We start from the raw sequence: 22928 nt of genomic DNA, 5'->3' as shown, positions 1-22928 counted from the left end.
CCGCTTAAGTTATTTCAATTGCGCCGGGCAGGTTTTTGGCGGGAGCGGGCGTGCTCGCGAAGGGGCCGTGTCAGTCACCAGTATTGTTGGATGACACTCCGTTTTCGCGAGCAAGCCCGCTCCCACAGGGGAGAGTGTTGAATGGGCGATTTTCATTTCACGGCGCCGAAGGAGAGGCCGCGCACCAGCTGTTTCTGGCTGATCCAGCCAAAGATCAGGATCGGCGCGCAGGCCAGGGTCGAGACAGCCGACAACTTGGCCCAGAACAAGCCTTCGGGGCTTGAGTAGGAGGCGATCAGTGCGGTCAGTGGCGCCGCCTTCGAGGAAGTCAGGTTCAGCGACCAGAACGCCTCGTTCCAGCACAGGATCAGCGACAGCAGTACGGTCGAGGCCAAGCCACCCTTGGCGATTGGCAACAGCACGCGAACCATTTCCTGCCACAGGGTGGCGCCGTCCAGGCGTGCGGCTTCGAGGATGTCCTTGGGGATGTCCTTGAAGTAGGTGTAAACCATCCAGACCACGATCGGCAGGTTGATCAGGGTGTAGATCACGATCAGCGCGATGCGTGTATCGAGCAGGCCAAAGCTTTTCGCCAGCAGATAGATCGGCATCAGCACGCCCACCGGCGGCAGCATCTTGGTCGAGAGCATCCACAGCAGCGTGCCTTTGGTGCGCTGGGTTTCGTAGAACGCCATCGAGTAGGCGGCGGGCACCGCGATCAGAAGGCACAGCGCTGTAGCGCTGAACGAAATCACCACCGAGTTCCAGGCAAAACTGAAGTAGTCGCTGCGCTCGTTGATGTGCAGGTAATTCTCCAGCGTTGGCGTGAAGATGAACTGCGGCGGCGTGGCGAACGCATCGATTTCGGTCTTGAAACTGGTCATCACCATCCAGAAGATCGGGAAGAAAATGATGATCGCGATAGCCCAGGCCAGGGTGCCGAGCAGCAGGCTTTGCAGCCGGCGGGATTGTTGAAGAGTCATGGCGGGCCTCAGGCTTTGTCAGTCAGGTTTTTGCCGATCATCCGCACCAGAATGATCGCGGCGATGTTGGCGATGACCACGGCTATCAGGCCACCGGCCGAGGCCATGCCGACGTCGAACTGCACCAGCGCCTGGTTGTAGATCAGGTAGGCGAGGTTGGTCGAGGCGTAACCGGGGCCGCCGTTGGTGGTGGTGAAAATCTCGGCGAACACCGACAGCAGGAAGATCGTTTCGATCATCACCACCACGGCAATTGGCCGCGCCAGGTGCGGCAGGGTCAGGTGCCAGAAGATCGCGACGGGGCCGGCGCCGTCCAGGCGGGCGGCTTCTTTCTGTTCCTGATCGAGAGACTGCATGGCGGTCATCAGGATCAGGATCGCGAAGGGCAGCCATTGCCACGAGACAATGATGATGATCGACAGCAGCGGGTAATGCGCGAGCCAGTCCACCGGCTCGGCGCCGAACAGCCGCCAGACGTAGGCGAGGATTCCCGAGACCGGATGGAAAATCAGGTTCTTCCAGATCAACGCTCCCACCGTGGGCATGATGAAGAACGGCGAGATCAGCATCACCCGCACGATGCCGCGGCCGAGAAACTCACTGGCCTCAAGCAAAGCACTGATCACCACGCCGAACACCACGCTGATCAGCAGCACGCTGCCGACCAGCAGCAAGGTGTTGGTGGCGCCGGGCAGGAAGCCGGAGTCGGTAAGGAAGTAGGTGAAGTTCTCCAGCCCGACGAATTCGTTCACCCCCGGATCGAGCAGGTTGTAGCGAATCATCGAGAAGTAGATGGTCATGCCCAGCGGTACGATCATCCACAGCAGCAACAGGGCCACCGAAGGGCTGACCAGAAACCAGCCCGGGTTGGCCACACGGCTTTTGCGCTGGGGCCGGGACAGGTCGATGTGGGCTTTGGCAGTTGAAGTATTCATGGCAATCACAACCGAGTCATACAGACCTATGGAGATCCCCTGTGGGAGCGGGCTTGCTCGCGAAAGCGGTGGGTCAGTGTCATGTGTATTGGCTGACACGACGCCTTCGCGAGCAAGCCCGTTCCCACAGAAGTCAGGAACGAGCTTTGCGGGTTACTTGGGATAACCGGCGCGCTTCATCTCGCGTTCGGTGGTTTGCTGTGCGGCAGCCAGGGCTTGATCGACTGTGGTCTGGCCGATCAGCGCCGCCGAGAACAGCTTGCCGACCTGGGTACCCACGCCCTGGAACTCGGGAATGGTCACCAGTTGAATGCCGATGTAAGGCACCGGTTTCAGCGTCGGCTTGCTCGGGTCGGCCGCTTTCAGCGATTCCAGCGTGACCTTGGCGAACGGCGCGGCCGTCATGTAGGCATCGCTGTAGGTCGAGGCGCGAGTGCCTGGTGGCACGTTGGCGATGCCGTCAGTCTTGGCCACCAGTGCGCCGTACTCTCTGGACGTGGCCCAGGCGCTGAATTCTTTCGCGGCGTCTTTGGCTTTGGAGCTGGTCGGAATCGCCAAAGCCCACGAATACAGCCACGCTGAACCTTTATCGGTGACCTGATGGGGTGCAAAAGTGAAGCCGACATGATCGGCGACCTTGCTCTGGGTCTTGTCGGTCACGAACGAACCGGCGACGCTGGCGTCGACCCAGATTGCACACTTGCCGCTGTTGAACAGGGCGAGGTTTTCATTGAAGCCGTTGCTCGATGCGCCCGGCGGGCCGGATTTCTTCATGGTGTCGACGTAGAAGTTCAGCGCGTTTTTCCATTCGGGTCCGTTGAATTCCGGCTGCCATTTCTCATCGAACCAGCGCGCGCCATAGGCGTTGGCGACGGTGGTGATCAGCGCCATGTTCTCGCCCCAACCGGCCTTGCCGCGCAGGCAGATGCCGTACTGCTCTTTATCCTTGTCAGTGAGCTTCTCGGCGAACCCGGCGATCTGCTCCCACGTCGGGCGCTCGGGCATGGTCAGCCCGGCATCCTTGAACAGGTCGGTGCGGTAGTAGGTGATCGAGCTTTCGGCGTAGAACGGCAACGCATACAGCGAGCCCTTGACCGAGAGGCCTTCGCGCACCGACGGGAAGACATCATCAAGCGCGTAGCTGGCCGGCAGATCCTTCATCGGTTCCAGCCAGCCCTTGGCACCCCAGAGTGCCGCTTCGTACATGCCGATGGTCAACACGTCGAATTGACCGCCCTGGGTGGCGATATCGGTGGTCAGGCGCTGGCGCAGGACGTTTTCTTCCAGCACCACCCAATTGAGCTTGATGTCCGGATGCTCGGTCTCGAAGGTTTTCGAGAGCTTTTGCATGCGGATCATGTCGCTGTTGTTGACGGTGGCGATGGTCAGGGTCTGGGCGCCAAGGCTGACGCTGCTGAGGGTCATGCAGGTGAGGGCAAGCAGAGCTTTTGCAGTGGGTTGCATCGTGCACTCCTTTTCTGCACCCGGCGGGTGGCAGAAGGACAGTTATTGTTTTTGTGTCTTCCGAATGCAGGAAGAATCTGTGCTGATTACAGCCCTCAATCGACAGACTGACAAATCATCCGTCGCACTCAAATCAATACTTTTTTGCACTGGGGATTGCTGGGGTTAACGCAGGGAAGGGCTTTTCAGCGGGGAAAGGTTGGCGAATGTGTACAGGTTTCATCCAAGACTGTAGGAGTGAGCCTGCTCGCGAATACGGTGTGTCAGCGACATATTTGTCAACTGATCCTCCGTCTTCGCGAGCAGGCTCGCTCCCACAGGGGAATTGTGCGTCAACCGAGGTTCTGTTCGGTCAGGCGTTGTACGGCGAGGCGCCGATAGTGCGACGGCGTCATGCCCTTGAGCTGCTGAAAGCGTCGATTGAAATTGGAAATGTTGTTGAACCCCGACTCGAAACACACGTCGGTCACCGGTTTGTCGCCATCGGCCAACAGTTCACAGGATTTGCTGATGCGCAGGCGATTGACGAACTCGATGAAGTTACGTCCAGTGGCCTGCTTGAACACGCGACTGAAATAGGTCGGCTTCATCCCCAGATGCTCGGCGACTTCTTCCAGCGTCAACTCGCGGGCGTAGTGAGTGAAGATGAAGTCGACGGCGCGGTTGGTGCGGTCAATGTTGTGTTCGTCGGCCAGTTGCGTATTGGTAGCGCCGGACAGCAGTTGATAGTCGTCAGTCGCCGCCAGCAGTTCCATCAGAATGAAAAAGTGCCCCAGGCGGGTGATGCCACGGGTGTCGGCAATTTGCTGCATCAGGGCCATGGCCTGACGGATTGTGTCTTTGTCACGAAATTCGATCCCGTACTGCGCACGCTCCAGCAGCGGCGTCAGGCTCTTCAGTTCGGCAAACACCTGATGACCGCTGTCGAACAACTCGTCGGTGAAGTTCACCAGCATGTCGCGCTTTTCCACCACCTCGTCTTCGGCCACCTGGCTGATCCAGTTGTGCGGCAGATTGGGGCCGGTAAGAAACAGCGTTTGCGGATAGAAGTTGCCGATGTAATCGCCGATGAACACTTTGCCGGAGCTGGCGACAATCAGGTGCAACTCGTATTCCTTATGGAAATGCCAGCGCACCAGCGGGCACGGGAAACCGTGCTGACGGTAGATGATGGACAACCCGTTATGGTCGTCCATCAGCTCGTAGGAGGGGTCCGTGATTCTGGTTGCCCGAGTCATGTCCGATGCGTTCTGTTGTTATGTCGGGTGTTCATCATGCACGCCCGCCACCGACAGTTCCAGCGCCTCAGCCGCGGGCTTTCCTCAGCCCTTTGGCGTGGTTGATCTGCTGGCAATAGTCGGGCAGCCGAGTGGCGCCGACGAAGTCGGCATTGATAATGCTGCACTTCGGTGCCCATCCCGATTCCGGGCCAAACCATTGATTGAGCTCGTTGGTGATGCGCTTGACGCCGGCCAGCTCGCCGTAGCTGGTGGCCGATAATGACCACAGGCTGCCGGGTGCCGGAGGGTTGGCCAGGGTTCGCGTGATGTGTTGCTGCAGTTGCTGGGGAGAAGTGATGTCTGTGCCGCTCCAGTGATGGCGGATCTTCGGCCAGTACAGCGGCGAATTGAACTCGGGATGCCAATCACTTGCCAGCACCACTCGTTGTAACGGACTGGCTCTTTTAAGTTGTTCAAGTGTCAGGTGACGGTTGTGTTCGGGGATCAGCCGCGGCGCCAGTTCAGTCATGATGGCTTCATGGAAACCCTTGTAGTCAAAGGGTTGATCGTCGACACCCTTGAGTTCATGAATGTCGAGGATGATGAACTCGTCTCGATGTTCAGTGAGGAATACGTCCAGGCTCCTGAACAGTTCACTGAGGGCGCGCCCGCGGAACAGTTTAAGGCCATGGAAGGTATGAAACTTTTTTACCCCTAGCCAATGTTCATCCGAATGCAGGCGCAAGTCGAAAGCGCGGATGCCTTCGCTGAGTTGCTGAATGAAAGGACCCTCCTGACAGACAAACCAGTGAGTGGCGAGCTGGAGGTAGGCGGGATAGGAAAAATCGTGATCCAGCCCGGAGTTATGGGCTCCGGGCCAAACCACTTCGCCGATTGTCAGTTGGCTGATAGCCGGCGAAGTTGTCATCCAGTTTTTGTAAGGGTAGTTGTTCATGGCGCATTCCGTTGCAGATAAGTTGAGTTGTCGCTGATCAGTTAAATAATGAGATCAGATCGAAAGCATTCTTGGCTGCAGTCGGAATAAGTACAAGGCAATACTGTTTTCAATGTATTGGCAATGTACGATTGCAATTATAAATAATTAGTTTGTCTGGTTTTTCGCTTCGATCCATTGCGACATGTACTGCGTGCTTTTATGCAAGTGATGGCGCAACATGCCGCCGGTAAAGTTGTTGCGTCGCAACGCTGACAAGTTGTCGCGGCAATCCTGTAAACGTCCGATCAATGCCGGCCCATGGTCGCGCTGCCGGTATCGCTCGTTCAACAAAGTGACGCCGGCCTGTTGCGCACCCGTCCAGTGCAACTTGTCTTCGTGCAGTTTGACTGCCGCATCGGCCAGCGCCTGGGCCGACAGTGCCACGTCACCGGGCCATGGCAGCGCTCCGCTCATGCCTTCTGCGCCGATGGGCGTGGTGACGTTGGGGGTGCCACAGAGCATGGCGTCGACGATTTTGCCCTTGATTCCCGCGCCGAAACGCAAGGGCGCCAGGCAAACCCGAGCCTGCGACATCACTTGCAGCGCATCTTCAGCCCAGTTCATCACGTGAAAGCCCTGCGCCGCATTGTGCAAGGCGGTGGCCTTGGGGGGCGTGTAGGCGCCGTAGACATGCAGTTGGGCACCGGGCAATTGCTGACGGATAAGCGGCCAGACAGCGGTCTTCATCCACAGCACTGCGTCCCAGTTCGGCGCGTGGCGGAAATTGCCGATGCTCAGAAAGTGCGCCCGGTCCTCGAATGGCACAAAGGTGCCACGCGGAGGTTCGAGCATCAGCGGGCACCAGTGCAGCAGATCGCGGGGCATCCGGAACTGCTCGATCAATAGCTGGATTTCCACTTCGGAAATCATCAGGTTGAGGTCGCAACGATACAGTGCAGCGATTTCCCGCTTGGCCAGGTCGGTGTCGGCCATCAACGCGAACTCTTCAGCTAGCGCCGGGGCGAACAGCGCCGTGAAGTCCTGATTGTCCGGATCGTCCTTCAACCGCTCCTTGAGCCGCTGGTGACGGGCGTGTCGCAGGCTTTGCAGGTCGGATGTCTCCAATACCCGCAAAGCGTTCGGGCAATGTTTCTCAACGCGCCAGCCGAACTGTTCTTCCATCATGAACTGATCGAACAAGACGATATCCGGGGCCAGTTCACTGACGAAAGCGTCGAAGCTGCTGCTGTTGAGTTCTATCGGCACTTCGCGGATGCCCAACTCGGCCAGGTCGGCCTTGTGTTCGCCGGGGCCGGCCGGGCTGCTGAAGGTGATGTCCCAGCCTTGCTGCAGGAAGGTTTCGAGGATCTGCATGACATGGCCGCTGGCCGCCGAGGACTTGGGTTCCGGCCACACGTAACCGATGACCAGAACTTTGGTGGCAGGGAGCTGACTCATGATGTGGATCCTTGATGCGCGGGCGCGGGGCCTGGAAAAAAGCGCAATTAAACCACACCGCTTGCCGGTGCCGCGCAAGGATTGCGGCACCGGCAATGGGTCAAACCGGGTTTAGGTGCACCAGCACCTCCCAGCCGATGCGCTGGCTGGTTTTTTGTTCGATTGCCTTTTTCATCGCTGTGATGTTCTGTAAATACATGTCCTTGTCATGGGTCAGTTGGTTGAGCAATGAGGTGGTCAGCATGAATGACTCGGCATTGTCGAAAGGGCTCGCCGGTTGGAGCGTGTCGAGGTCTTTGATATGTCCCGCTGTCAAGTCGAGCAACTCTCTGACATCCAGCCGTTGATAGTTGCCCTGGCGACCGGATGCCGGGGTACGGGCGTAGGCATGGTCCATGGTGTCGGGCGCTCCGTGAAAAAGCTCATGTATCAGATCGTCCGCCAGCACATCGTGACTGTAACCCTCTTCTCGGAACTGGCTGTGGAACTCGTCCGTATAGATATTCATGAATTTTTTCTTGCTCGCTTCACCCGGCGGTAAAGCCACCCACTCTTTGTAATAAATCTGATTCAGTGAGGCGAGGGACGATCCTTTGGCCTTGGCGATGGAAAAATTATCGGGTGTGACCTTCGAAAAATCACTTTTGACGCTCTGAAGATGACCGAGAAGTCTGGCTCTGGCGTTTGCCGAGTTATCGCCCATGAGCAGTTTCACCGCGTGGCCCGAATCTGTTGTAAAGCTCGGATCCGTCAGCGCTCGGATTGCAGTGTCAATTTTGTTTCGGGAAACCGGCAGAGCGTCCTTGAGCAGTTTCCGGGTGTAGCTGGCCGGCATCAACCTATCCAGGTTGAACAGGTGCCATAGCTTGTGCGGCTTGAAGTGGTGGAGCCTCGGCCCCCAAGGTTTACCCTGGCGACTGAGTGCATACCATTGTCCGTTGTGGCGAATGCCCCAGATGCTGAAAAGGTCTGCCGAGGCAGGCGTCTGACGCCATTTGCCAAGCCGAACCAGTTCAGGATCGACCACCGTGCGCAGGCCACCATACGGTGCGCTCCCGGTCAGTTTGCGCAAATCAGAAACAGCGGTTAACAGTGTGGTGTTGTGGTGAAAACGGTGGACGCCCCGGTAAAGCAGCTTGGCGCCCCCCCGCAGTAAATCAGGCACGCCGTCAGCGGGATTGAACAAGCCGTTGAGCAACAATATGCCCGCTTTCGCCATACGGGCGGCCTTTGCAGCAGTCGTTCCAGCCTTGGCGGCAATCAGCGCGATTCTGGCCACCACCCCGACCACCAGCACGAGCGTCATGGCAGCTTCGATCACGCACATGCCCAAGCCATCGCGTCGCCGATCCGGATCGTCAGAGCTGAGGTCTTCAATGCAGGATTTGAAAGGCACGACGATGTTGAGAAACGTATCGAATTGCTCTTCGCGGTCCTGACGGCGTTTCTCTAGCCGGGTCTGGCCCCAGCATTCCTTGACCAGTTCATCGTAGGTGGCGATGGGTCGATGTTTCAGCACAAGGTTGGCCAGCCGATCAAACTCACCGGCGTAGAAGCACTCGTAGTAGCCTGTGTTTTTGAGGCCTGCCGAGCCAGGAACGGCGGGAAGCACCGCGAGTTTTTCAATGACCCCCCAACTGGACGACACCAGGCCTGGGGTTACACCGTGGGTATAGCATTCCAGATTGGTGGGCAGTTGATAAACGGGCTGCGGCGTAAAATTGCGCGTCATGCTGTCGAAAAAATGCTCACGCGCTGGCAGTTTTAAAAGACCTTTGTCCTTGATCAGCTCAGCCAATTGCGGGTTTTCCCGGCATTCCCCGTGCAACGTGAACAACTCGTAGCAATAAAGCCGGTTTTCGTACTCGCTGCACATCACCACGCCATAGCGCCCTGTTGCGGCGTCCTTGTCTTTCTGGTTTTCAAGAAAAATCAGGTCACGCAGATCGCCGGGTGGGGAGATGATCGTCGCAATAGGGTCCGGCAGCCCGGGGGAGGCGACTGATGGACGTAAGGTAAAACAACTCACTTTGCCCCGCAGCAGGCGTGTGCGATCAACCAGCGGCAATGACGACAGCGTAAGTTTCAACTGCGTAGCCATTGAGTCGGTGTAAGTGACATAGGCCCGGTTGAACTGCAGACGAAAGACCTCATCCGGTGGTGCGAGGCGCGATTTCAGGTGCGTAAATTGAGCGTAGACACTGCCTGCGCGTTTCAAGTCCCAGTCGCCCGTCGCCAGGTCGTTGGACATGTGCAGGTCAACCAGAGACATCGCCAATGGTTCGGCATTGACGTCCTGATAGGAAAAATTTCTTTTTTGATAGAGCACGTCCTCGTCCAGATAATCACAATCCGGCGCGGCAAACTCCAGGATGCTCCGCGCGACGGCTTTGCGCGTTGGCAGTGGCACGGACAAGGCTTGCGCCGTTTCAGCGGCTTGCTGCGAGTGGCGTTTGTAGGCGGCCAACGCGGCTTCCAGGGCCTGCTGGGTGGACGCGTTGACCTCGTCCATCGTGACAATGCTGTTGAGTAACGCCCAGTCGATAACAGGGTCCACTGCGGCCAGTGCATTGAGGGTCTGTTGCGGTTCGCTGACCGAGTCGTACTTCATCAATTGCTGGAGTCGGGCATACGTCAGGGTGCGCGATGATCCGGGGGCGTTGAGCTCGACGACGGACACGGCGCAGCAGAAATCCACCCATTGTGGTGTACCCAGCAACAGGTCGGCAGGCAGATCCCGCACCAGAAACTCAGGTGCCGTGCCTGCGAGCAGCAAGTGCGCGGCCAGCGCCACGTTCTGCTCAGAGACGCGATGGTGTCTGACCAGATGCTTTTCCAACCAGGTCTGCACGGAGGCAAAGGATTGTTCGATATGGTCGGCCGAGTAGAGATTGAAGCCCAGAACATGGTTGCGCGGTTCCGGCTCGCCAACGCTCGGGTGCAGGTCCAGCAGCACTGCCGTCAACAGCACCTGATGCAGTTGCTCATCGGCCATCGGCTCATTCTCATGGGCGCCGTACCAGTCCAGATCCTTGATGTACCCCCTGGCCCAGATAACGCCGATCGGACTCGAGACGATCTTTTGTAGAACATCACTCGCTTCTGTGCGCTGAAAGGGGAAGTTGCGCCCGCCGACCACGGCGCCCGACAGCATCTCCAACAAGGACTCACCACCCGTGTAGCGTTTGGTCAGTGCGCGGATCTGCGAACACTGTTCCGGGGTCAACAGGGCCGTACTGTCGGCGGTTGCCAAGAGCATTTCCCGGTAATTACCGCTCGGCGGACTTGCCGGGTATTCAAGTTGCAGGAAGCCAAGGAGCGTTTGTGCATCTGCAGCGGTCTGCGGAATGCTGTAACGATGAAACTTCAACCATTGCACCAGTTCGATGCGCTCACTCGAAGTAATCGTACCGCCGGTCAACGTTGCCATCTCGATCAATACGACAGCGTCCTCAATCAAATCGGCATTGGGCAGGGCCGTATGGCTGAAAGTTTGACGACGCCCTGCAGTTTCAATAATGATTTCGCCTTGCCCGGTCATGTGTAGTACCGAGTGGCCGGTCAGCCTGAGTTTGGCCAGAAACGCCTGAAAATCGGGTTTTTTTTCAAACTTTTTCAGGCTGGCGATACCCGGTTGGAGCGCACGCTCAAGTGACGAACCGGATTCAAGCGTGAGGCTCGTGCCCTCAAGGTTTACCGGGTCTTGAGACGCTATGTGGGCCGTGCGTTGCTGTAAGTTGTAAATGACTTCCAGGCGTTCGCGATGGTCGCCGGTATGGCGTGTATCTTCGTAGGGAATGGCCGTGAACGGCCGGGACAGCAACCTGTGAAAGTTGTTTTTAAAGTTCGCATCACTCATATCAAATCCATTTGAGGCTTGGTTTAAAGTGATGCGAATCTAGGTGAGGTGTTTTTAAACAACAACGTATAGAGTGTGTGGGGCTGTTGCTCTTGTGGCTCAGTTGTCACTGCGCAGTGAGGCTTGAATTCGTGGTGGTTGGGCGCTGTTGCGTTACAGCGATTATTAGTTGCCCAGAACCTGCTTTACTTTGTCACGTAGTTGATCAATGGAAAACGGCTTGCCAATGACGTGCATATCGGTAGGCACATCAATATTTTCGGCATAACCGCTGGCAAACAGAATGGGCAGGGTGGGTCGCAGTGCCCGCGCCTGATTCGCCAGCTCACGACCATCAATATCCGGCAGGCCGAAATCGGTCATCATCAAATCGATCGTGCGGCTTTCGTCTCTGAGCGTCTCAAGCGCCTGCTCGCCGTCGGCCGCCTCCAGCACAGTGAATTCCAGCTCCTCCAGCACATCGACGATGAGCATGCGCACGATGTCGTCGTCTTCTACTACAAGGATGGTGGGCGCTGGGGTGGACATAGTGAAAGCTCTCAAGAAGTGAATTCGGGGACGGCGACCGGTCGAAAATGCCGGGCTCTTGCATGAGTAAGTGGCGCATAGCCACAAGTTCCCGATTCGATAGAAAAAAGATTAGCTGCAATCCGGGCGGCAAGGATAACTGTTGGCTGATCGGGAAGCGCAGCAAAAGTAGGAAATTGCCGGAAAACCTGTGAGAAAAATGGATCCATGCCGTCGTTTTGGGGCAAACTCCCGGGTTTCGACCGTTCGACAAGGCCGCCCCATGTCCACTCCGTCTACAGTAGATGAAACACGGTTTCGCAAACTCCTGACCCGCAACATCGCGCTGCCATTGGGCGTTGGTGCGATCAGTGCCGTGTTTTTCGTGGCGCTGATCACTTATCTGCTGTCCGTGATTCAGTGGGTGGAGCACACCGACCGGGTGATCAATAACGCCAATGAGGCGGTGAAACTCACCGTGGATCTGGAAACCGGCATGCGCGGCTTTCTGCTCAGCGGTGACGAGCACTTCCTCGACCCGTATGAAACCGCCAAACCTCGGATCAACGTAGCACTCAATACCTTGCTCGAACTGACCGCCGACAACCCGGTGCAGACCGACCGTTTGCGGCGTTTGCAGGCGTTGCAGACCGAGTGGAGCAACTATGCGCAATCGATGATCGATCTGCAGCGCTCCAGCGGTGACTATAAAGCCGCAGTCAAGGCCGGACGCGGCAAGCGCCTGACTGATGAAATCCGCAGACAGTTCGAAGATGTGATCGACATGGAGCAGCAGTTGCGCACCACGCGTAACGAAGATGTGCGCCGCACCACGATCTGGAGCATTTCTCTTTATCTGCTGTTTATTGCCGGCATCAGCGGTTTGCTGGCGTATATAGGCCGGCGTGATCTGGTCAGTCTGTCTGACAGCTACAGCGCCAACCTGGCCGCGCAGCAAGCCAGCGCCGAGCGTCTGGAGCGTCAGGCATGGATGCGCAGCGGTCAGACCGAATTGGCGGAACAGGTGCTGGGGCAACTGACGCTCAATCTGCTGGGGCGCAACATCTTGCAGTTCTGCGCGCAGTACCTGGGCACCGCAGTGGCGGCACTGTATGTGCGCGAAGAGCACGGTGGCCTGAAGCGGGTGGCGTCTTACGGATTTTCCCGCGAGCAGGAAGAACAGGATCAGTCGATCTACAGCGGCGAAGGCATTGTCGGTCAGGTGGTTCAGCAGGGCCGTCTGATTCGTCTGGATTCGGTGCCGTCGGACTACTTCAAGGTCAGCTCCGGTCTGGGCGAAGGCCTGCCGCACAGTGTGCTGGTGGTGCCGACCAGTGATGACGAGCGGGTCAACGGCGTGATCGAACTGGGCTTCCTGCGCCCGCTGACTCAGCGCGACGTTGAATTGCTTGAGCTGATTGCCGGCAACATTGGCACCTCGATCGAGGCGGCGCGCTATCGCCAGCGTCTGCAGGAAGTGCTGGCCGAAACCCAGCAGCTCAACGAAGAGTTGCAGGTGCAGCAGGAAGAACTCAAGACCGCCAACGAAGAGCTGGAAGAGCAGTCGCGGATTCTCAAGGAGTCCCAGGCGCACCTGGAAACCCAGCAGGTCGAGCTGGAACAGACCAACGAGCAACTGGCGGAACAGGCGCAGACCCTGGCCGAGCAACGCGACGCCATGGACCTGAAGAACACCGAGCTCAATCAGGTGCAGGTGCAGCTCGAGGAGCGCGCCGAAGAGCTGCAGCGTTCGAGCAAGTACAAGTCCGAGTTCCTCGCCAACATGTCCCACGAACTGCGCACGCCGTTGAACAGTTCGCTGATCCTGGCCAAGTTGCTGGCGGAGAACCCGCAGGACAATTTGAGCGCCGAGCAGGTCAAGTTCGCCGAATCGATCTATTCCGCCGGCAACGACCTGCTGAACCTGATCAACGACATTCTCGACATTTCCAAGGTCGAGGCCGGCAAGCTCGAAGTGATCCCGGAAAACACCAGCGTCGCGCGCCTGGCGGACGGCCTGCGCAGCGTGTTCGAACCGCTGGCGGCGGACAAGCAACTGACGTTCAGCGTCGATCTGCAACCGGGTGCGCCGGCCATGCTGTTCACCGATCGCCAACGTCTGGAACAGGTGATCAAGAACCTGCTGTCCAATGCCGTGAAGTTCACCGAGAAAGGTACGGTCAGCCTGACCATCAGCGGTCAGCCGAACGAGCAGATCGCCTTCATTGTGCGCGACTCGGGCATCGGCATCGCGGCGGACCAGCAGGAAAGCATCTTCGAAGCGTTCCGTCAGGCCGATGGCACCACCAACCGCAAATACGGCGGCACCGGGTTGGGCCTGTCGATCTCGCGGGACCTGGCAGCCTTGCTCGGCGGCTCGATCAGTGTCAGCAGCACGCCGGGGCAGGGCAGCGTGTTCACTCTGGTGTTGCCGCAGCAATACAGCGAACAGGGTGATGCGCCGCGCGCGCCGCTGACCTTTACGCCGCCGGCATCGTCCCCGGCACCGCTTGCGACGCCTTCGATCGCCGTGTCGCCAATGGCCCCGGTGCATATCCCGCGCTTCGCCGATGACCGTGGCAAGGCACCGTTCGCCACCCGCTGCATTCTGGTGGTGGAAGACGAGCCGAACTTCGCGCATATTCTTTACGACCTGGCCCACGAGTTGGGCTATCAGTGCCTGGTCGCCCACGGCGCGGATGAAGGCTATGACCTGGCCCGTGAGTTCGTTCCGGACGCGATCCTGCTCGACATGCGCCTGCCGGACCATTCCGGTTTGACCGTGTTGCAGCGTCTGAAGGAACACGCCGAAACCCGGCACATTCCGGTGCACGTGATTTCTGTTGAAGATCGCGTCGAAGCGGCCATGCACATGGGCGCCATCGGCTATGCGGTCAAACCGACCACGCGCGAAGAACTGAAGGATGTATTCGCCCGCCTGGAGGCCAAGCTGACCCAGAAGGTCAAGCGCGTGCTGCTGGTCGAGGATGACGATCTGCAGCGCGAAAGCATTGCCCGCCTGATCGGTGACGACGACATCGAGATCACCGCCGTGGGCCTGGCGCAGGAGGCGCTGGAGAAACTGCGCACGACGATTTATGACTGCATGGTGATCGACCTGAAATTGCCGGACATGCTCGGCAACGATCTGCTCAAGCGCATGTCTACCGAGGATATCTGCTCGTTCCCGCCGGTCATCGTCTACACCGGACGCAACCTGACCCGTGATGAAGAAGCCGAGCTGCGCAAGTATTCGCGCTCGATCATCATCAAGGGCGCGCGCTCACCGGAACGCTTGCTCGATGAGGTGACACTCTTTCTGCACAAAGTCGAATCGCAGTTGTCCCATGAACGGCAGAAGATGCTCAAGACCGCCCGCAGCCGCGACAAGGTCTTCGAAGGCCGCAAGGTGCTGCTGGTGGACGACGATGTGCGCAACATCTTTGCCCTGACCAGTGCGCTGGAGACAAAAGGCGCAGTCGTGGTGATCGGTCGAAATGGCCGTGAGGCGATTGAGAAGTTGAATGAAGTCGAGGACATCGATCTGGTGCTGATGGACGTGATGATGCCGGAGATGGATGGTTTTGAAGCCACCATCGAAATCCGCAAGGATCCGCGCTGGCGCAAACTGCCGATCATTGCGGTGACGGCCAAGGCCATGAAGGACGATCAGGAGCGCTGCCTGCAGGCGGGTGCCAACGATTACCTGGCCAAGCCCATTGACCTGGATCGCCTGTTCTCGTTGATTCGCGTGTGGTTACCGAAGATGGAACGCATTTAGTGGAAAGCAGTCACTCCCTGGAGCGCAACAGCGAAATCGAATTGCGGTTGCTGATCGAGGCTATCTACCTCAAGTACAGCTACGATTTTCGCGATTACTCGGGCGCTTCGATCAAGCGCCGGGTGCAGCACGCCTTGAGCCAGTTCGAATGCGCGACCATTTCGGCGTTGCAGGAGAAAGTCCTGCACGACCCGACCGCGTTCATGCAGTTGCTGCAGTTGCTGACGATTCCGGTCAGCGAGATGTTTCGTGATCCGTCGCACTTCTTGGCGATCCGCAAGGAAGTGGTGCCGCTGCTGCGCACCTATCCGTCGCTGAAGATCTGGATCGCCGGCTGCAGCACCGGTGAGGAGGTCTATTCGATGGCGATTCTGCTACGCGAAGAAGGCCTGCTCGACCGCACGATCATCTACGCCACCGACATCAATCCGCGCTCGCTGGACAAGGCCAAACAGGGGATCTTCTCGATGGAGAACGTTCGTGCCTACACCGCCAATTACCAGCAGGCCGGCGGCCAGCGCTCGTTTGCCGATTACTACACCGCTGCGTACGGCTACGCGATTTTCGACAAGAGCCTGTGCGAGAACGTGACCTTCGCCGACCACAGTCTGGCGACTGACAGTGTGTTCTCCGAAACGCAGCTGATTTCCTGCCGCAACGTACTGATCTACTTCAACAAGAAACTTCAGGACCGTGCCTTCGGTCTGTTTCACGAATCGCTGTGCCATCGTGGTTTTCTGGTGCTGGGCAGCAAGGAAACGCTGGATTTTTCCGGCTACTCGAATCAGTTCGAACCGTTGGTCAAACAAGAACGGATCTACCGCAAATTATGAACCATGCCGTGGATTTGCCTCGCGTCGAGGCCATTGTGGTCGGTGCGTCGGCCGGTGGGGTCGAGGCCCTGCTGACGCTGCTCGCGCCGCTGCGCCAGGGTTACGTGCTGCCGATCATTGTCGTGTTGCACCTGCCGGAGGAGCGCCGTAGCCAGTTGGCCGAGGTGTTTGCCCGGCGCCTGATGCTGCCGGTGGAGGAGGCGACGGACAAACAGGACATCGCCCCCGGCACGGTTTATTTCGCCACACCCGGTTATCACCTGTCGGTGGAGCAGGATCGCAGTCTGTCGCTGAGTCTTGAAGACCGCGTGCACCACTCTCGTCCGTCCATCGACTACCTGTTCGAATCCGCCGCTGACGCCTATGGCGAGTCTCTGGCCGCGGTGTTGCTGACCGGGGCCAATCACGATGGCGCTCGGGGCCTGGCGCAAGTCAAGCGGCGCGGCGGACTGACCATCGTTCAGGACCCACAAGATGCACAGGTCGCTACCATGCCTCAGGCTGCGCTGAAAATTCAGCAGCCCGACCATGTCCTACCCATTCACGGCATCGGCCGTCTGCTTGTCGAGCTGGAACGAATCGCATGCTGAGTAATATCCAGGCCAAATTGCTGATCGTCGACGATCTGCCGGAGAACCTGCTGGCTCTCGAAGCACTGATCAAGCGCGAAGACCGCACCGTCTACAAGGCGCTGTCGGCGGACGAAGCACTGTCGCTGTTGTTGCAACACGAGTTCGCCATGGCCATCCTCGACGTACAGATGCCGGGGATGAATGGCTTCGAGCTCGCCGAGTTGATGCGTGGCACCGAAAAAACCAAGAACATCCCGATCATTTTCGTCAGCGCCGCCGGCCGTGAACTGAACTACGCGTTCAAGGGCTACGAGAGCGGGGCGGTGGACTTCCTGCACAAACCGCTGGATATCCACGCGGTGAAGAGCAAGGTCAATGTGTTCGTCGACCTGTACCGCCAGAGCAAGGCCATGAAGCAACAGGTCGAAGCGCTGGAGCAGGCCCGCCGCGAGCAGGAAGCGCTGCTGCAGCAATTGCAGAGCACGCAGTTGGAGCTGGAGCAGGCCGTGCGGATGCGCGATGACTTCATGTCAATCGTCGCCCACGAAGTGCGCACGCCGCTCAATGGCCTGATACTCGAAACGCAGTTGCGCAAGATGCACCTGGCGCGGGACAACGCCGCCGCGTTCACCCTCGACAAGATGCACGCGATGGTCGACCGTGATGAGCGCCAGATCAAAAGCCTGATCCGTCTGATCGAAGACATGCTCGACGTCTCGCGGATTCGCACCGGCAAGCTGTCGATCCGGCCGAATCGTTTCGATCTGTCGCAACTGGTGGGCAATCTGCTGCAAAACTTTGCCCAGCAAATCGAAGCGGCCGAGACCGAGGTCAGCTTCACCGCGCCGGAGTCGGTGGAGGGGCATTGGGACGAGTTCCGCATCGAGCAGGTGGTGTCCAATCTGTTGACCAACGCCTTGCGTTACGGTGGTCGCAGCCCGATCCAGGTGCGTGTGTACCGTGAGGGCGACGAGGCGCGGGTCGAGGTTCAGGACCGTGGCATCGGCATCAGTGAAGAGAATCAGAAACGTATTTTTCAGCAGTTCGAGCGGGTTTCCGCCAAGACGGTAGTGGCCGGTCTCGGACTGGGTCTGTTCATTTCCGAGCAGATCGTCGCCGCCCATGGCGGTTCCATCGTCGTCGAGAGTCAAATCAACGAAGGCGCCCTGTTTCGCGTTTGTCTGCCAATCCAGGAAAACGGCACATCCGACGCAACCTCTGAGTGACCGCACGGTCGTATCAGCAGCTATTGACCGAACAAAGGCTTCCCATGAGCGTAGATGCACAAGATGTAGTACTCGTCGTCGAGGACGAACCGGTTATCTTGATGGTCCTGACCGATTATTTGTCAGGGCAGGGGTATCGCGTGTTGCAGGCCGAAAACGGCGAGCAGGCGTTCGAGATTCTCGCGAGCAAGCCGCATCTGGACATGTTGATCACCGATTTTCGCTTGCCGGGCGGTATCTCCGGCGTGCAGATCGCCGAACCAGCGGTAAAGCTGCGCCCCGACCTGAAGGTGATTTTCATCAGCGGCTATCCGCAGGAAATCCGCGAGACCGGCAGCCCGATCACGCAGAAGGCGCCGATCCTGGAAAAACCGTTCGATCTGGACGTTTTGCAGGAAAAGATTCAGGAGCTGCTAGCCTGATAACGCTGTCATGGGATCAACTGATTCAGTGATAGAGCGGATGGACGCCGCAGGATCACGCATTTCATTGTCTGTGCTCCCCCAGTGAGATACGCCCCGGATAACGGGGCGATGTACCTTCAGGAGATTAAGCGCTGACTTGCGTTGCTAAATAGCTGTCAGAGTTGACAGATAACTGCGTCGGGTTTGGCCAGTAAATGTCATGCACGGATCATTTCGCGCACTTTCGCCGTCAGCAGATCGAACGTGAACGGCTTGGTGATCATCTGCATCCCCGGGTCGAGAAACCCACCGCGTACCGCTGCGTGCTCGGCATAACCGGTGATGAACAGTACTTTCAGCCCCGGTCGGTATTGCCGGCCGATTTCTGCCAGTTGGCGGCCGTTCATGCCGGGCAGGCCGACGTCACTGATCAGCAGATCAATGCGCTGCGCCGAGTTGAGGATTGGCACCGCGCCGTCGGCATCGCTGGCCTCGACAAACGCATAACCCAACTCGCTGAGCACCGCGCTGACCAGTACGCGGACGGCGGGATCGTCTTCGACAATCAGCACGGTTTCGCCATCCAGCGCGTCCGGGGCCTGCTGGATATCGGATACCGGCTGGTCCAGTTCTTCGCCACGAAAACGTGGCAGGTACAGTTTGACCGTGGTGCCCTGATCAATTTCGCTGTCGATCGAGACATGGCCACGGGACTGTTTGCTGAAGCCATAAATCATCGACAAGCCCAGCCCGGTGCCCTGGCCGATCGGCTTGGTGGTGAAAAAGGGATCGAACGCGCGGTTGATCACGCTCTGCGGCATGCCACTGCCGTTATCAGTGACGCTGAGCATCACATAATCGCCGGGTTCGAGGTTGCTGTAGGCCTCGGTGAACTCCGGTGCAAGCACATGGTTACTGGTCTCGACCACCAGTTTGCCGCCATCTGGCATCGCGTCGCGGGCGTTGAGCACCAGGTTGAGCAGGGCGCTTTCCAGTTGATTGGGGTCGGCTTCGGCTACCCACAGTTTGTCGTTCAGGCGCATGTCCAACTGGATGCTTTCGTTGAGGCTGCGTTGCAGCAACTCGCCCATCGACAGCACTAGCGTGTTCATCTGCACGGCTTTGGAATCCAGCGATTGCCGGCGGGAAAAGGCCAGCAAACGGTGAGTCAGACCGGCAGCGCGGTTGGCTGAGGTCACGCCCAGATCAATCAGGCTGTCGAGGTCTTCGGTGCGTCCGCGAGCCAGCCGGCGGCGCAGCAGTTCGAGGCTGCCGATGATCCCGGTCAGCATGTTGTTGAAGTCGTGGGCGATGCCGCCGGTGAGCTGGCCGACCGCTTCCATTTTCTGCGACTGGCGCAACGCTTCTTCATTGTGCCGAAGCTGCGCGGTGCGTTCCTCGACCTGTTGTTCAAGGGTTTCCAGGGTCGATTGCAGGCGACGTTCGCTTTCACTCAGATCGATCAGGCGGTCACGCGCCTCGTACTGTCGTCGTCGCCCGCGCAGTGCGGTGGAGACCAGGCTGATCAGGGTCGCGGGGTGAAACGGCCGCTCAAGGAAAGTGACATTGCCCAGCAATTTGCTCAGGCGCGAGGAGGGGCCTTGTTCCGGCCCTCCGTGGTGGGTCAGCAGGACGATCGGCAGATCCGACCAGGCCGGCTGCTGTTCCAGATACAACAACAGCGTTTCCAGTTCCGGTCCGCGCAGGGCTTCCGCAGCAATCAGCAGGAGGCCGGCACCGGGCTCCAGTTCGGTGCACAGGGCACCGAGATCAGCGGCGATCACCCCACCAAAACCCGCTTCATTGAGAATCATCAGGGCCACCTGGCTGTCACGACCCATGGGCGCCAGAATCAGCGCCCGTTCCGACAGCGGTACGGTGACCGTCACAAGGTTTCTTCCCGCAACAGTGGATTGCTCGCACCGAGATAGGTGGGTACGCCACGCAACACGCCCTGGAAGGCTTCCAGCGGTTCTCCGATCGTCATGCCCTGGCTCGAAATGCGGTATTCACGGATCGTCGATTCGTGGCTGCCGGTGCGTTTCTTGATGATGGAAATGGCCCGGCGCACCTTGCCGATGGCTTCGAAATAGCGCAGCAGGATCACCGTGTCGGCCAGGTAAGTGATATCGACCGGCGCTTGCATGTCGCCCACCAGCCCATGCTGGGCGACGGTCATGAAGGTCGCCGCACCTTTACGGTTGAGGTACAGCAGCAGCTCGTGCATGTGCAGCACCAGCGCGTTCTCTTCCGGCATCGCGGCCTGATAGCCGTTGATACTGTCGATCACCACGGTCTTGATGTTGCGTTCGTCGACGCAGCGGCGCACCCGGTGGGAGAACTCGCCCGGGGACAGCTCGGCGGCGTCCACTTGTTCGATCAGCAGGTTGCCGGTGGCTTGCAGGGCCTTGAGGTCGATGCCGATGTTTTTCATGCGTTCGAACAGCAAACCCAGTTCTTCATCGAAGATAAACAGCGCGGCTTTTTCACCTCGAGCCACGGCGGCAGCGGCGAAGATCATCGAGATCAGCGATTTGCCGGTCCCCGCCGGGCCGAGAATCAGCGTGCTGGAGCCGGTCTCGATACCGCCGCCGAGCAGGGCATCCATTTCCTTGATGCCGCTGCTAAGTTGCAGACGCGGATAGTCGCTGCGATGTTCGGCGGCCACCAGGCGCGGGAACACATGCACGCCGTCGCCCATGATGGTGAAGTCGTGGAAGCCACCGCGATACTTCTGGCCGCGATACTTGATCACCCGGATGCGTCTGCGCTCGGCGCCATAGTTAGGCGTCAGTTCTTCGAGACGGATCACCCCGTGGGCCACGCTGTGCACGGTTTTGTCGAGGGACTCGGTGGTCAGGTCGTCGAGCAGCACGACGGTAGCGTCATAACGCACGAAGTAATGTTTGATCGCCAGAATCTGCCGACGATAACGCAGCGAGCTCTGCGCCAGCAGGCGAATCTCCGACAGGCTGTCAAGCACCACGCGGGTCGGCTTGAAGCGCTCGACCACTTCGAAAATCTGCTTGGTGGCTTCGCCCAGCTCCAGATCGGAGGAGTACAGCAGGCTTTGCTGATGCTCGGCGTTGAGCAGACTTTCCGGCGGGGTCAGCTCGAAGATTTCGATGTTTTCGTTCAGTTCCCAACCGTGGGACCGTGCGCCCTGGCGCAGCTCACGCTCGGTTTCCGACAGCGTGATGTACAGACAGCGTTCACCGGCACGGGCGCCGGCCAACAGAAAATGCAACGCGACGGTGGTCTTGCCTGTGCCGGGTTCACCCTCGAGCAAAAACACATGGCCCCGGGACAGTCCGCCGGCGAGGATGTCATCCAGGCCGGTGATGCCGGTGGCGGCTTTTGCACTGATCAACTCGTTGGACGTAGACAAAGAATGCCCTCTCATGACTAGGGGAATCGAGGCCGCTGACTGAATTGAACGACCTGAATTACTTGACCCCATGCCTTGATGGCGGTTCCGCTTTTTCTTGCTGGCGAGAGGAAAATCCTCTCGCCAGGGGTTTTAGAGTCCTTGTTGCAAAGCCGGGTCATCGGGGTTCATCTGTTCCAGTTGCGCCAGCAAAACCTGCACGTTCTGCAACTGGCCGCTTTCTTTCCAGTAATTGATCAGCAGCACCCGGGCCTTGCGGTCGGCGGGGTGGCGCTGCACGACTTCCTGCAATTGCTTTTGCGCCGCTTCCAGTTCTTCGGCGGCGTGCAGGGTGGTCGCCAGGTCGTAGCGGTAGTCCTTGTTGTCAGGCTCAAGCTCGACCGCTTTGGACAAACCGAGCAGGGCGAACTCGCGCTGGCCGTGGTGCAGCAGCCACAGACCCAGTGCGTGCTGCAGGTAGGCGGAATCCGGCTGGGCCTGCAACTGTTTCGCGAGCAGCTGGCGGGCAGCGTCGCTCTGGCCCTGGCGATCGAGGACATCGATCTGCATCACCAGCGCCGGCAGGTTGCCCGGCTCCAGACGCAAGGTGTTGTCGAGCGCTTGCTGGGCCTGTTTGAGTTCAGCGTTGTGCAGATACAGACGCGCCAGTTGCGCGTAGGTGGCGGCGCTTTCCGGTTGGCCAGTGAGCACCTGCTCCCAGCCATCGATCGCCTGCTGAAGGGGGGCGAAATACAGGCCGAGCTCGTCCGGCGTCAGACCCAGCAGGGCGTTGATCGCGGCAAAACGCACGGTTTGATCTTCATCCTCCAGCATCGGCCCGAGCAACAGACTGCGTTGTCCGCCGGGCACCAGTCCCACCACACTCTGAATCGCTGCCAGGCGCACCTCGGGTGCCTCGTTTTGCAGGTGCGCGTCGGCCAGTTTCAGCGCCTGCGGGCTCGGGTAGTTGGGCAACTCGGCCAGCAGCCAGACGCTGCGCTTGACCGACAAGTCCGGGCGCGCCAATTGTTGATAGAGCTGACGCGCCGCCCCCGGTTGACCGGAGCGGGCCGCCGTGAGGGCTTCGCTGTAGCCGCGCTTGATCGCCTCGGGCACCACCGGGGTGGTGGAGCGCAGGGACAACCAGGCCACGACGATGAGCAGTACAAGGCCAAGGCTGATAAGCAGGTAGCGGCGGGACTGAGGCATGCGATTTCCGTGAACGGGTGTTCTTTAGCAGAGGGGCAAGCTTCGGTCAGCTTGGCCGTTGAGTCAAATTCGCCAGTCGATCAATTGTGGGGACGCGTCTGCTCGCGAATACGGTATGCCCGTGCGTCTGGATATCGACTGATCCGGCGCTATCGCGTGCAGGCTCGCTTCTA

Annotated in this window: 16 protein-coding genes; 5 read left to right on the top strand and 11 right to left on the bottom strand. The window is 58.8% G+C overall.

Annotated elements, in window-relative coordinates:
- Positions 1–152 precede the first annotated feature (152 nt).
- From AC1UK9_RS14775 to AC1UK9_RS14740, 8 genes are all read right to left on the bottom strand, one after another.
- Positions 153–983, bottom strand: coding sequence for a carbohydrate ABC transporter permease (locus tag AC1UK9_RS14775; RefSeq protein WP_025109589.1), 831 nt, complete (start codon positions 981–983; stop codon positions 153–155).
- An 8-nt stretch (positions 984–991) separates the two neighbouring features.
- Positions 992–1918 carry a carbohydrate ABC transporter permease gene (locus AC1UK9_RS14770; protein WP_482577806.1) on the bottom strand — a complete coding sequence of 309 codons (927 nt, stop codon included), beginning with the start codon at positions 1916–1918 and terminating at the stop codon, positions 992–994.
- A gap of 153 nt (positions 1919–2071) precedes the next feature.
- On the bottom strand, positions 2072–3382 hold the full coding sequence (locus AC1UK9_RS14765; protein ID WP_482577804.1) for an ABC transporter substrate-binding protein: 1311 nt from the start codon (positions 3380–3382) through the stop codon (positions 2072–2074).
- 332 nt (positions 3383–3714) lie between these two features.
- Positions 3715–4620 (bottom strand): AraC family transcriptional regulator, encoded by a 906-nt coding sequence (locus AC1UK9_RS14760; protein ID WP_473015841.1) that lies wholly within the window; start codon positions 4618–4620, stop codon positions 3715–3717.
- A 67-nt stretch (positions 4621–4687) separates the two neighbouring features.
- The gene (locus AC1UK9_RS14755; RefSeq protein ID WP_482577803.1) at positions 4688–5557 is read right to left on the bottom strand and encodes a PI-PLC domain-containing protein; all 870 of its coding nucleotides are present in this window, start codon (positions 5555–5557) and stop codon (positions 4688–4690) included.
- Between the two features lie 147 nt (positions 5558–5704).
- The gene (locus tag AC1UK9_RS14750) at positions 5705–6997 is read right to left on the bottom strand and encodes a glycosyltransferase (protein WP_482577801.1); all 1293 of its coding nucleotides are present in this window, start codon (positions 6995–6997) and stop codon (positions 5705–5707) included.
- Between the two features lie 100 nt (positions 6998–7097).
- The gene (locus tag AC1UK9_RS14745) at positions 7098–10856 is read right to left on the bottom strand and encodes a hypothetical protein (RefSeq protein ID WP_482577799.1); all 3759 of its coding nucleotides are present in this window, start codon (positions 10854–10856) and stop codon (positions 7098–7100) included.
- 165 nt (positions 10857–11021) lie between these two features.
- Positions 11022–11384 carry a response regulator gene (locus AC1UK9_RS14740; RefSeq protein ID WP_482577797.1) on the bottom strand — a complete coding sequence of 121 codons (363 nt, stop codon included), beginning with the start codon at positions 11382–11384 and terminating at the stop codon, positions 11022–11024.
- Positions 11385–11646: 262 nt separating this feature from the next.
- Here AC1UK9_RS14740 and AC1UK9_RS14735 point away from each other — a divergent pair, with 262 nt between their 5' ends.
- The 5 genes from AC1UK9_RS14735 to AC1UK9_RS14715 are packed head-to-tail and all read left to right on the top strand — an operon-like array spanning position 11647 to position 18197.
- Positions 11647–15144 carry a response regulator gene (locus AC1UK9_RS14735; protein WP_482577795.1) on the top strand — a complete coding sequence of 1166 codons (3498 nt, stop codon included), beginning with the start codon at positions 11647–11649 and terminating at the stop codon, positions 15142–15144.
- Entirely contained in the window at positions 15144–15977 is an 834-nt protein-coding gene (locus AC1UK9_RS14730; RefSeq protein WP_473015835.1) for a CheR family methyltransferase, read from the top strand. The genes AC1UK9_RS14735 and AC1UK9_RS14730 overlap by 1 nt, the downstream gene beginning before the upstream one ends.
- Complete coding sequence (locus AC1UK9_RS14725; RefSeq protein WP_025109599.1) at positions 15974–16567, top strand: chemotaxis protein CheB; 594 nt, start codon at positions 15974–15976, stop codon at positions 16565–16567. Before AC1UK9_RS14730 ends, AC1UK9_RS14725 begins: the two co-directional genes overlap by 4 nt.
- Positions 16561–17775 carry a hybrid sensor histidine kinase/response regulator gene (locus AC1UK9_RS14720; protein ID WP_482577794.1) on the top strand — a complete coding sequence of 405 codons (1215 nt, stop codon included), beginning with the start codon at positions 16561–16563 and terminating at the stop codon, positions 17773–17775. The genes AC1UK9_RS14725 and AC1UK9_RS14720 overlap by 7 nt, the downstream gene beginning before the upstream one ends.
- 44 nt (positions 17776–17819) lie before the next feature.
- Entirely contained in the window at positions 17820–18197 is a 378-nt protein-coding gene (locus tag AC1UK9_RS14715; RefSeq protein ID WP_007963558.1) for a response regulator, read from the top strand.
- 200 nt (positions 18198–18397) lie between these two features.
- On the opposite strand, the gene AC1UK9_RS14710 is transcribed toward AC1UK9_RS14715, so the two are convergent.
- From AC1UK9_RS14710 to AC1UK9_RS14700, 3 genes are all read right to left on the bottom strand, one after another.
- Positions 18398–20068, bottom strand: coding sequence for an ATP-binding protein (locus AC1UK9_RS14710; protein WP_482577791.1), 1671 nt, complete (start codon positions 20066–20068; stop codon positions 18398–18400).
- Positions 20065–21567, bottom strand: coding sequence for an ATPase domain-containing protein (locus AC1UK9_RS14705; protein ID WP_482577790.1), 1503 nt, complete (start codon positions 21565–21567; stop codon positions 20065–20067). The genes AC1UK9_RS14710 and AC1UK9_RS14705 overlap by 4 nt, the downstream gene beginning before the upstream one ends.
- Positions 21568–21699: 132 nt before the next feature.
- Positions 21700–22755, bottom strand: coding sequence for a tetratricopeptide repeat protein (locus AC1UK9_RS14700; protein ID WP_025109604.1), 1056 nt, complete (start codon positions 22753–22755; stop codon positions 21700–21702).
- Positions 22756–22928: the final 173 nt, after the last annotated feature.

This window comes from Pseudomonas sp. AK-TSAG1-1 (genome assembly GCF_056821665.1).
Note: the sequence above shows the minus strand (reverse complement) of the source record. Positions and strands in the feature narration are given on the sequence as shown.